The sequence below is a fragment of the Bacillus sp. AFS017336 genome (genome assembly GCF_002555445.1).
Taxonomy (GTDB): Bacteria; Bacillota; Bacilli; order Bacillales; family Bacillaceae_G; genus Gottfriedia.
The window spans coordinates 1-11,705 of sequence record NZ_NUCO01000026.1; the positions used below are offsets into that span (position 1 = coordinate 1).

At 36.4% G+C, this 11,705-nt stretch carries 9 protein-coding genes; all 9 read right to left on the reverse strand.

What is annotated here, in order from left to right:
- Positions 1-382 precede the first annotated feature (382 nt).
- Positions 383-1,600 (reverse strand): MFS transporter, encoded by a 1,218-nt coding sequence (locus CN601_RS16485; protein WP_098171682.1) that lies wholly within the window; start codon positions 1,598-1,600, stop codon positions 383-385.
- A gap of 62 nt (positions 1,601-1,662) precedes the next feature.
- Positions 1,663-2,913: a M20 family metallo-hydrolase gene (locus CN601_RS16490; protein ID WP_098119871.1), complete on the reverse strand. Its 1,251-nt coding sequence runs from the start codon at positions 2,911-2,913 to the stop codon at positions 1,663-1,665.
- 253 nt (positions 2,914-3,166) lie between these two features.
- On the reverse strand, positions 3,167-3,616 hold the full coding sequence (locus tag CN601_RS16495; RefSeq protein WP_098171683.1) for a nucleoside deaminase: 450 nt from the start codon (positions 3,614-3,616) through the stop codon (positions 3,167-3,169).
- A 70-nt stretch (positions 3,617-3,686) separates the two neighbouring features.
- On the reverse strand, positions 3,687-5,135 hold the full coding sequence (locus tag CN601_RS16500) for a cytosine permease (RefSeq protein ID WP_098171684.1): 1,449 nt from the start codon (positions 5,133-5,135) through the stop codon (positions 3,687-3,689).
- 73 nt (positions 5,136-5,208) lie between these two features.
- Positions 5,209-6,162 carry a carbamate kinase gene (arcC, locus tag CN601_RS16505; RefSeq protein WP_098171685.1) on the reverse strand — a complete coding sequence of 318 codons (954 nt, stop codon included), beginning with the start codon at positions 6,160-6,162 and terminating at the stop codon, positions 5,209-5,211.
- Positions 6,162-7,352: an ankyrin repeat domain-containing protein gene (locus tag CN601_RS16510; protein ID WP_098171686.1), complete on the reverse strand. Its 1,191-nt coding sequence runs from the start codon at positions 7,350-7,352 to the stop codon at positions 6,162-6,164. The genes arcC and CN601_RS16510 overlap by 1 nt, the downstream gene beginning before the upstream one ends.
- A gap of 303 nt (positions 7,353-7,655) precedes the next feature.
- Complete coding sequence (locus CN601_RS16515) at positions 7,656-9,083, reverse strand: YlbE family protein (RefSeq protein ID WP_098171687.1); 1,428 nt, start codon at positions 9,081-9,083, stop codon at positions 7,656-7,658.
- A gap of 2 nt (positions 9,084-9,085) precedes the next feature.
- Complete coding sequence (gene fdrA, locus CN601_RS16520) at positions 9,086-10,630, reverse strand: acyl-CoA synthetase FdrA (RefSeq protein ID WP_098119865.1); 1,545 nt, start codon at positions 10,628-10,630, stop codon at positions 9,086-9,088.
- Positions 10,627-11,505, reverse strand: coding sequence for an oxamate carbamoyltransferase subunit AllH family protein (locus tag CN601_RS16525; RefSeq protein ID WP_098171688.1), 879 nt, complete (start codon positions 11,503-11,505; stop codon positions 10,627-10,629). Before CN601_RS16525 ends, fdrA begins: the two co-directional genes overlap by 4 nt.
- Positions 11,506-11,705 lie beyond the last annotated feature (200 nt).

Below are 11,705 nucleotides of genomic sequence, written 5' to 3' on the forward strand. Positions count from 1 at the left end.
TGAACCCTTTATGAGTTAATTAATTTCGTATTCCCTCTCATTTTTTAACTCATGAACCATACTCGTGTAAGCAATTTTCATATTCTCGGTATTTTATGATCACGTAGATCTTTCTTGAGTATGAATGATTTATTTTTCAATATAGACTAGGTTTTATTTCAACGACATGAAAAAAATCGACTAAATAGTCGATTTATCCCATTTAAAATTGTTCATAGTTTTTTTAGATAGCTAAAATTGTTTTTATAGTGTTTATATAGTGTTCAATCCTTCTGGTGGTGGAAGTTCATTTTCAGCTAACTCTTATTGCATTAGTATCAAAAAGCCATCCTTGCAAGGAATATATAGATATAAAAACATAGTTATATAACCTAATGAGGTACTATAATGCCCGATCCTCTACTCCCCTATTTTCTTTAGCTATTACTCCCTTCTTATTCCCAATCCATCTGACAGACACGAAGCTACTAACAAGTAATACAAATGCTCCAAATAGATAAGGTAGATTGATATGAATATCGAATAAAAAGCCCGCAAGTATTGGTCCAAAAATCTGACCGAGACTCATATATGCATTGTTCAGTCCTGCTACAAAACCTTGTTCATTTCCAGCTTCCCTGGAAAGTAATGTGTTAATCGTCGGACGCAGTATGTTATTAAATGTAAAGTACAACATTGTAATGGCCATTACATAAAAGAAATTCCCTGAAAATAGCAAGAAAACAAGTGCAACGCCGGACAACAAGAGCATACTGCTAATAATTGGCTTTTCCCCAAATCTTTGTGTTAGCCTGTTCGTCAGTACTAATTGGTTGAATGTACCGATAAATGAACAGACCATAAACAGGATGGATATTTCTCTAGTTGTAAATCCATAGCTCTGAGTAACGAACAATGGGTATATTGCTTCAAAGTGAGTAAGTCCGAAACTAAGTGCGAATATTAATAACAATAAGATAAAATAGCGAGATTTAACCGATTGTGCAAGTTGGCGAAAAATATTATCCTTCTTTGGTTTTGATTTCAGAAGCACTAGACGTTCCTCTGCAGTTTTGGCTTCCTTTAGTAATGGTATGCAACTAAGTACTGCCAAAAATCCAATACTTGCAGACGCAAAGAAAGGAGTTCTCGTTCCAAACTCAGCAAGTAGTCCTCCTATACCTGGTCCAACAATAAAACCAGATGACATTGATGCGCCTAGAAATGACATTGCTCTTGGCCTTTGTTCTTCTGTTGTAATATCAACAACATAAGCCATAATAGAAGGAATCAAGGCTGCTGCCCCCATCCCACCAACTAATCGTGAGACAAGAAAAAGCGAAAAATGATCTGCAGTAGCAGCCAATAGGTTAGATAAAACGAATAGGCACAGTCCAACAACAATCATCGGCTTCCGTCCGTATTTGTCTGAGATATTACCAGCTATTGGCGAGAACAAAAATTGTGTTAAGCCGAATGCGGATACTAAATATCCCGCTGCTTTTCCACCTGCTCCAAAATCTATTAAAAGCTCTGGAAGAATTGGAATAACAAGTCCAATTCCAAGCATTGCAAGAAACATATAAATCAGTAAAAACGGTAACGCAGTTTTTCGTAACATGGATTTTTCCCTCTTTTACTCGTATTGCTCAAAAAATATATTTTTCATTTGGAATACCTTAATTAATTTGATACAAAACTATCTGCTTTTGAATAGTGTAGAACTGCTTCTTCTAAAACATCTACTCCAATTAAAATATCATCAATATCCGTGAATTCATCTGGATGATGGCTAAGACCATCCTCAGATGGAACAAAAATGAGACCTACAGGAGCAAGCTTTGTCATATTCATTGCATCATGTCCTGCACCGCTTTGCATCACTTCAAAAGGAAGTTCTTTTTCAACGCAAATAGCTTGTAATCCATCAATCAGTTTAGGCGAAAGCAATACAGGTTCTTCTGTACTGATGATTTTACTTTCTATTTCTAGCTTTCTATTTTTTTCAACCTTTTCGATCGTTTTTAATAAATAATCCAAAACAAACTTTCTTGATTGTACTGAAGATGATCGAATGTCGATTTTCATCAGCACTTCTCCTGGAACTACGTTCATCGCACTAGAATGGATATCCAATACACCAACTGTCGCAACAGTGCCATGTTCTTGTTCATGTATTGCAACTTTTTCAAGCTCTAAAGCGATCTCAGAAGCTCCAAGAAGTGCATCTTTTCTCATATTCATTGGAGTGGTTCCAGAATGAGACGCTTTTCCGTTTATGTTAACTAGAAGTCTAATAGGTGCTGCAATTCCAGTAACAATTCCAATTTTTTTATGATTATTTTTCAATATTGGACCTTGCTCAACATGAAGCTCAAAAAACGCTTTAAATTCTTCATCTGCTCTACTAGCTTCATCAATACTATTGAAATCAAGTGCACAGTGAGCAAATGCTTTCTCCATCGTAATGCCATTACGATCTTCTAAATGACGGTACTTCTCTTTTTCAATGATCCCCGCCATCGCTTTACTCCCAACAGTTGATACCCCAAAGCGAGAAGATTCTTCACAGGCAAACGAGATAATTTCGATTGGGTGGTCAGTCACAATATTCTTTTCATTTAAACGCGCAATAACTTCGAGTGCCGCAATTACGCCAACTACTCCATCATATTTCCCACCCTCGTACACTGAATCCAAATGAGATCCCATTACAACAGGAGGGAGCCCTTTTACTCTGCCTTCTCTTCTTGCTATCACATTTCCACACTGATCCATTTGGATATCTAATTTTTCTGCTTTACACATACGGATAAAAGCATGTGTACAAGTTTGTTCCATATTCGAATACGCTAGTCTTGTAATTCCTTTTTCCCCAGTGTTATATTGACTAATTTTATTAAAAAGTGTTAAGTATCTTTCTTTACGATCCATGAGATATCTCCTGTCCTGTTATTTATCTTTTTCCCTACACTTAGCGGGAAGTAACCCTCCACTAATAGAGATTTCATTTTATTGAAGGTAAGAGAAAACACTTTACATCATGTTCCTCATGAAAAGTTTATTTATAAAATGGTAAAATCCGACTCCAATGACAAGAGAGCCGGACTGTGTTATTTTCGTAAACGATCTAGTAGTAAAGCTCTGATGATACTGGCTTCACTTAAATATATGGTGTAGAAAAAGATTATTTATTTAGTTTGTGAAAATGCTCAAATAAGTTATCGCAGTCTTCCCTTTTGTCCACTTTAATCAGATCAAGAACGCTTTTATCTTCTCCTGTTAAATATTTTCGAAGATGTAGATCAGAGAACCCGTGAACATCAGCGTCTTCTGAAGTATTGCAATAGTAAACTTTCTTAATCCCAGCCCAAATAATTGCAGCTACACACATTGGACATGGCTCACAAGTTGCATAAATTTCACAATCAGATAAATCCATTGTTTCTAACTTCTTGCAAGCTTCTCGGATTGCAACCATTTCTGCATGTGCAGATGGGTCAGTATCTCTCATCATCGTGTTGCTTACAACTGCGATAATTTCATCGCCTCTAACAATTGTAGCACCAAATGGTCCCCCAACTTTATTATTCATTCCTTTGATCGTTTCTTCTGCTGCCATTTTCATGTAATCCATTATTAAATCCTCCTATTATATAATGACTATATAGGTGTCTATATGTTACCCAATCGTCCTATGAATCTTACTAATTCGCTTTGCTTATTCTTCCGAAAATGGTGTATAAAATAAACGAAACGATTAATCCACTAAAGAAGGCAAATTCATTCATTTTCACAAAAAACGGCACACTCTTAAGGAAAGCACCTGACATCGGAAGTATAAAGCTGATGGCCAAAACAATCATGGCAATTGGATTATAACCGCTCTTATATTCTCCATTACTGCCCTTTGGAACATAAATATGATCTAGATTTATCTGTCTTTTGCGGTGAATATAAAAGCTTGAAAGCATAATACCTGCGATTGGCCCGAAAATTGAACCAATAAAGCTATAGAAATAAAATAATGTCGTTGGGCTTTCTACAAGCTTCCAAGGTAAAATTAACGTTCCAATAATTGCTGTTAAAATCCCCGCTGATTTTACTGTAAACACTTTTGGGAAAAGAGCAGTCATTTGTAATCCTGATGGTAATAAGTTAGCAAACACACAAAATGCTGTAGCACCAACGTTTAATGCAAGTATTAAAACAAGAACTGAGAATGTATTTTCGATTTTATCAATCGCATGAACAATATTAAAGATTGGTTCACCGAAAGCTATTTCAGTACCTGCAATTAATGCAACACAAGTAATGGCAAAAAGGATATAAGACAAGATAAACCCTAAAGGTAATCCAATTATGGCATCCTTTGGACGTTTAGCTCGATTCGTAAAATCGGAAATATTTACGATTGGACCTGCCCAGTTAGATACTAAAGCACTCACACAGGCAATAAACACTAGTGGGCTACTTGTTGGGTTCTTTGGAACATAATCAAAAATTGGCCCAAAACCTCCAGCCATATTAATCGCCCAAACAGCTGCACCAATGATAAAGATGTAAACAATCGGTGAAGACCAGCTACCAAATTTGTTAAGAACATTCATCCCACCTAAGAAAAGTAAAACAGTTACTGTCCAAAGTATTGCGTATGAAATCATCGTTGGGACTGTTAATCCAAGTAGATTAAAGTCACCACCTAGCGTCATATAATTTGGGAAAAATCTTGCAAAAATGACATTTAAAGATTCCGCTCCGACCACGGTTGTGGTACCAAAGAATACTAAGCCAGCAATTAGACCACGACATAACGCTGGGATAATAGCTCCTTTTACTCCAAACGTATCACGGAGTAACATCGCAAATGGCAAGCCATATTTAGAAGCGGCATAACCATTAAGGCAATAAAACACTGCGACAATACTAGCTGAAAGCATAACAGCTAAAATAACTTGCTTCGTGTTTAAACCGAGGACAAAAAAACCTGCTACTGTCATATAAGACATGATATTATGAACCGCACCCATCCAAACGGTAACATAGTTGGACATTCCCCAATCTCTTTGATTAGGCGTTTTAGGTAACAGTTCTTCCGAGTACCCATAAGATTGATAGATCTCATGGTCACTGGCTGCTAATTTAGCTTCTTCCATCATTAACACCCCTTACTCATTTAAAAATTGATTTCCTTACTAGTTTGTAATTTAATACAGAGCCGCCTTTAAATTATGCATTTACAATATGAGTACCTGCTTGCTCGTTGATTGCTTCCTTCAAGCTTTCAGGATTCGTTATAATTACTCGTTTTCCGTTATTTTGTAAGAAACTTAAACTAGCCTCAATTTTTGGTAGCATACTTCCTGGAGGAAAATGATTTTCTAAGACATACTGTTTTGTCTCTTCTACAGTAATTTTTTCAAGTGCTTTTTGATTTGGTTTACCAAAATTTATACATACCCTTGGAACACCAGTTGTGACAATTAATGTCTCCGCTTGAATTTGTTCTGCTAAAAGACTTGTAGCAAAATCTTTATCGATAACTGCGTCAATTCCTTCGTACGTTTTATCGTCCTTTTTTACGACAGGAATTCCACCGCCACCTACAGCGATTACTACGTAACCATCCTCAATTAAAGATTGGATTACCTCTTTTTCAACAATATCGGTAGGTCTTGGAGATGGAACAACTCGTCGATATCCACGGCCAGAATCTTCAACAAAAACCCAACTTGGGTGATCTTTTTTCATTTCTTCAGACTGTTCTAGTGAAAAGAATGAGCCAACAGGTTTTGTAGGATTTTTGAAATTAGGATCATCAGCGCTAACTTCAACTTGTGTTATAACAGTCGCTACTTTCTTATTTATCCCTCTTTTTGCAAACTCGTTTGTTAAAGCTTGTTGTATTTGATAACCAATACCACCTTGTGTATCTGCCACGTTGTTAACAAGAGGGACTGTCGGCATACCTGCTACTTCACTAGCAATCTCAGATCTTTGTAATGCAAATCCAACTTGTGGACCATTACCATGAGTTATGACAATTTCATATCCTTCTTGAACCATGTCTACGATATTTACAACCGTTTCTTGTACGGCTTCATATTGGTCTTGAGTTGTGTTGCGGCCGTTTTCTCTAACTAGAGCATTGCCTCCGATCGCAACGATCACTAAATTCCCCATTATTTACCTCCTAGTTGTCTAAACTCGTTAATACTTAACAAATTTAGAGATTGTTCTTTATGCATCTGATATAACGAATTAGTTGGATCATTTTCAATAGCATTTTCAATTGCTTCTACAGCTTCTTCATGTCTTTCTAGCGATCTAAGACTATTCGCTTTATGAAACGAAAAATCATATCTTTTTGGCTGAAGAGCTAGAAGATATTCCATGGCATGTACAGCTTCCTTATGTCTTCCAAGTTCTCTTAAATAATTTGATTTATGGTATAGATAGAAAGTTTCATTAGGATCAAGTAAGACTGCTTTATCATATTCACCTAGTGCTTCATCTGGTCTATTCATTAATCTTAAGCAATTGGCAGTGTAAAAATAAAAATCAAGATCTGTAGGATCAACAGCTAGCGCATGATTGTATTGCTCAAGAGCTTCTTCATATCTTTTTAATTCTTGTAAAAAATGCCCTTTGTAGTAGATTAAATCTAAGTTTTTACTGTCTAATTCAAGAGCGCTATTTATCTCTGAAATGGCTTCCTCGTATCGATTTTCATTAGCAAGTACTTTTGCTTTTTTAATCGACTCATTTTGTTCCACATACTCTTTATTAAGTATTTTTACAACCTTATGCTGATTCAGTTCAATTGCATGTTGCAAAGAGGATTTTCCATCACGGTCTGCCAAGTTTTCATCCGCACCCGCATCAACAAGTAGTTCAATTACATCAGAGTATAACCGGCCTCCATTTCCCAAAATAACTGCCTCAAGTAAAGCCGACCAGCCTAACTTATTGGCATGGTTAACAGGAACTCCTGCCTCTAAACAAATTTGTACAGTCTTTAAATAGCCTTTTTCACTAGATGGTAATAAAGCTGTTCCACCAAATCGATTCACGCTATTTATATCAGCCCCATACTTTAACATCATGCTTAATATTTCATGAAATCCATTTGCTCCCGAACAGATAAACGGAGTTAATTGGGTAATGTCCCTTGAGTTAACATCACTGCCAGCTTCCAATAAACTTTTTACAATTGCAATTTGATTTTTTTGAGTAGCCGCCATTAAAGCTGTACGACCATCAGCATCTTTATATTCAACACTTGCTCCCTTTGATAAAAGCAGTTCTACTGTCGGTAAATCTCCTCGTTCACTTGCGAGAATTAATTCTGAATTTAAGGATTGATTTTCCATAGCATTTCTCTCCTTCAGTTGTTTTCTTATACGAAATGGATGGCCACTTTATTTAAATAATCCTGGGTTTCCTTCCTCAAAAAAGCGTAGTTAAATCCATTTGTATCTAAGAATGAATTGTGGGGTCTGACACTTACTTTCGATTCAGACCCCAAGCAATAATTTATAATTTTTAGGATGATTAAGTGTGACAATCTATATGGGGGGGAATCCCTGGCGATGTCAACAGTTTAAAAGTGGTTTAGAGTACTAGATTCGAATAATTCAAAGCCCGTACTCCTGAATTATCCGAATAAAGTGTAACTATAAAATGTTTTCACTTAAAGTTAATATAGCCTTTTCAAACGCTTCAACTGGTGGATAAGTGATACCCGCACCGATCATGCCAATACCCGCTTCTTTATGGGCAATAGCTGTATTGATAACTGGCATGATACCTGTTTGAATTACTTTTCTTACATCAATACCTGTTGAAATACCAATGAAATCTAATAAAGGAATCGTGACATTTGGATTTTCATCAGTTGTGATTTCTTTCATTTTTGTCGAAAAGCCAATTGCCTCATCAACCGTTCCACCTACAAGTGCAACAATCGCTGGAGCTGTTGCCATTGCAAATCCACCGATACCGTATGTTTCAGTAATCGCGCTATCTCCAATATCCAATCCTGAATCTTCTGGTTTGTATCCAGCAAACATTGGTCCTACAACCTTTTGTGCTGGTCCAGTAAACCAAGTGTTTCCTGCCATACCACTTACACGAATACCGAATTCTACACCATTACGAGCCATCGTTGTGACAATCGTGCTATTTTCAATACCATGAGCAGCATCAAGAGCACATTTACAAAGTGCCATCCATGTTGGACCAGAAAAATAATCACTGCTAGCTACGAAATCAAATACTTCGCGCTTTTGTTCAGTTGTAAAATCTGTTTCCAAAATATATGGAGTTAATGCTTGAATTAACAGCGCTGTACCTGCATTGTTTCGATTGTGACACTCATCACCCATGTGAAGAGCTTGTGCAAGCATTAAACGTAAATCAATTCCATTCTTATTTAATTTCATCGCATCTCTTAAAATAGGACCAAATACATCGCGCATCCAGATTAAACGATCTACAACACTTTGATCATTTGCACCCATTCTAAGGATTTTTGCCATCTGTTCACTTAAGTTTGTATAAGCAATATTGCCGTAAGTTTTATTCTCAACAATGTGCATGAACATAGAAGCTGATGTTACACCAGCCATAGAGCCTACACAATTGTGTTCATGACATGGTGAGAAAGTAATTGATCCAGAAGCCGCAACCTCGTAAGCTTCCTCTAAACTATTTGCTAAGCCTTCATACACAATTGCTCCTGTAACTGCACCTTTCATAGGGCCGCTCATTTTTTCCCAAGTAATCGGTGGGCCTGAGTGAAGAATCGTATGCTTAGTCATACCTGGCACGCAATTGATTGCTTGGTCGAAGCCAATTAGTACTGGTTGAGAATTAATAATTCGTTCTACAGCTAATTTATTTGCTGCTTCAATTTTTTCCATTACGCTTGGATCTTCTAACTTATCTAGAGCTGCAATTAATTCAGGATTTCCTCCACCTGGTGGTGTCCATTCTAAATGAGTTGCACTTGCATTTTGTTTTAAAATATCATCTTTAAAAAATTCAATCCCCACGTTAATAGCAGAAATTTTACTATTAAAAAGTTCGTTAATTTTATTCATGACTATTCTCCTTTCACTACGAATTCTCTAGCTAATAGTCCTGCGTTCGTACTACTGCTAGCATGTGTAACACCTACAGCTAATAATTTGTTCACTTGATCATCAAAGTTTTGAGGGTCTAAATCTGTTCCAAGAACGTATCCAATAATCTCTAAGTGACGTCCTTCTTTTTCAGCCAATTCCTTCGCTTCGATAATAGCTGGAAGCATTACGCCAACTGGATCTTCGTGTGAACCATAGCCTAAAACAAAGTCCATAACGATCACACCAACTGATGGATCCTTCGCTTCTTGTAAAAATCTAGCGATTCGAGTAGATGGATCAATCATTGGGTGAGGTTTTCCTTGTGTAAAGTCATCATCACCTAAGTCAATGAAAGTATGCTCTTGACTAACATTAATGTCTTTTAAAAGGTAATCAGGATTTTTCTGGATGTTACTATAAACATTGTCAAACTTATCAAGTGCTGCATACATCGCTTCGTCACATAATGTACCGCCACAAAATAGTCCACGAATATATTTTTGTTCCGGTGTTAATTTGGCACGAACCTCTTCGATTAGAGGAATATTTAAAGCACGTTTGTTAATTTTGCTTTCATCAGCTCCTGCTAATAAAACTGCCTTAAGCGCAGCTTCTTTTGACATTTTTGCAAAATGTCCTCCAGCCTGAACTACCTTCTCTTCATCTCCACCAATGAACCAAACGACAACTGGTTTTTTGCATTGTTTAATTTGTGCTAACACTTTCTCTTCTACACTTGGTGCAGGTGGCTTAGAAACAAGAACAATTACCTTAGTAGCCTCATCATCATCTAACGCTTTAATCGCATCTAACATCATAATTCCGCCAACTTCTTCACTTAAATCACGGCCACCAGTTCCGATTAACTGAGTTATTCCACCACCGAAATCATGGATACGAACACTAACCTCTTGACTACCAGTTCCAGATGCACCGACGATACCGATGTTTCCTTTTCTTACTCCATTAGCAAATGCTAACCCCACGTTACTAATAATCGCTGTTCCACAATCTGGACCCATCATTAATAATCCTTTTTCATGAGCAAGCTTTTTCAATTCGACTTCTTCTTCAACGCTTACATTATCGCTAAATAGCATGACATGAAGATCATTTTCAAGTGCTTTTCTTGCTTCTCTTGCAGCAAAGGCACCATTAACCGAAATAACTGCTAGATTTGCTTCAGGTATACTCGTAGCAGCTGAAGAAATCGTTGAATAAATAATCTCGCTTTTCCCTTTGGAAGTATTCTTTTTAGTTAATAATTCATCAATTTCTAAGAAAGCGTTTTCAATAAGTTCATCAGTTTCTGCTTTAACAGCAATAATCAAATCACTGTTTTTTGCTTCTTCAATCTCAGGAGTGTTCAAACCTACATTTTTAATTACTCCTTTATTCATTTCAGTACCCATTGCAATGATCGCTTGTTCTATGCCTTCAATTTGGTTCGCTTTCGTTGATAAAGACATTAAAGAAACTGAATCAAAAAATGTATTTGGCTTTACCACAACTTGTACAGTCATAATCTACCTCCAGCTTTAATTTTCGCTTCCAACCCACAGACAAGTCCTAAGGCTATATCTGTTCCGGATGAAGAACCGATGTTTAATACTTTGTTTAAGGAGAGAATCAAGTCCTCTTCTGTCCCATTTATTAAGGAATGAATTAATTGAATAAGTGACTCTCTCACTTTGCCAATTGATGCCTTTTTTATCGCCATATAGCTTATTTCATTTGTTAAGCTTTTCGCTTTCTTAACCACTTCTTCACAAAACGATTTATTGGTAAATCCTGAATTCGTGTTTAAAATAGTTAATATTCCAACTAGAAAATCATCACCAGATGGAGTTAATCCAGAACCAAGACCTATTAGTGATTCTGCATGCTGTAAGGCACTAGTCATCCGGTTGTTTGCTAAATCATTCAATAGCAAACCCGTTCTTTCTTGAAGTAGTTTCGACATTTCCTTTTCAAAAGAGGTATGAAATATAGGGGCTTTCTTTATTCCACCGCTTTTTCCATGAAGGTCGATGTAATTCTTCATGAATGCGAGATTCGCTTTCAAACCTTCAATGTTATTAGGTAATAAAGGAAGTTTGCTCTCCCATAGTTCAACATTCACAATATGAATGGATAATTTATTCGCTATGTGTAGAATTTGATTTTCTACATAAATCGTGTCTTTTATTTTTAGATCCATCCTGTCAAAACAATCGACATCGATCACAAGTGTATTCGGCGCGTTATCAATTTCATTGCAGGCGACTGTGTACAGTTCACCATCTTCTAAACATTGAAAATTGAATGTCCTATGAAATATACTGTGAACAAAACCACTCAAATTCGAATTTTTTATTTTTTGGATAAAATCAACATCACCAGATTTTGCAAATATCATTCGAGTCACCTCATCAATCTGGAAGAAATGCAATTTTCTACCCAGTACACCCACTCTTAATTTCCTGAAAACTCATATGCAGCCTGCCTATGATAAAATTTGTTAGATTGTTACAAAATAAGCTATTATAAAAATATTTTTCAGTCTAAAACCTACTTTTCTTTGTAGTAAAAACGAAGATTTCCTACAAAATAATTGAC

Bases quoted from the DNA above. Each gene is read 5' to 3' on its own strand.
- CN601_RS16490 (WP_098119871.1), bottom strand. From the start codon at position 2,913: ATGGATCGTAAAGAAAGATACTTAACACTTTTTAATAAAATTAGTCAA.
- CN601_RS16485 (WP_098171682.1), bottom strand. From the start codon at position 1,600: ATGTTACGAAAAACTGCGTTACCGTTTTTACTGATTTATATGTTTCTT.
- fdrA (WP_098119865.1), bottom strand. From the start codon at position 10,630: ATGACTGTACAAGTTGTGGTAAAGCCAAATACATTTTTTGATTCAGTT.
- CN601_RS16525 (WP_098171688.1), bottom strand. From the start codon at position 11,505: ATGATATTTGCAAAATCTGGTGATGTTGATTTTATCCAAAAAATAAAA.
- CN601_RS16495 (WP_098171683.1), bottom strand. From the start codon at position 3,616: ATGGATTACATGAAAATGGCAGCAGAAGAAACGATCAAAGGAATGAAT.
- CN601_RS16510 (WP_098171686.1), bottom strand. From the start codon at position 7,352: ATGGAAAATCAATCCTTAAATTCAGAATTAATTCTCGCAAGTGAACGA.
- CN601_RS16500 (WP_098171684.1), bottom strand. From the start codon at position 5,135: ATGGAAGAAGCTAAATTAGCAGCCAGTGACCATGAGATCTATCAATCT.
- CN601_RS16515 (WP_098171687.1), bottom strand. From the start codon at position 9,083: ATGAATAAAATTAACGAACTTTTTAATAGTAAAATTTCTGCTATTAAC.
- arcC (WP_098171685.1), bottom strand. From the start codon at position 6,162: ATGGGGAATTTAGTGATCGTTGCGATCGGAGGCAATGCTCTAGTTAGA.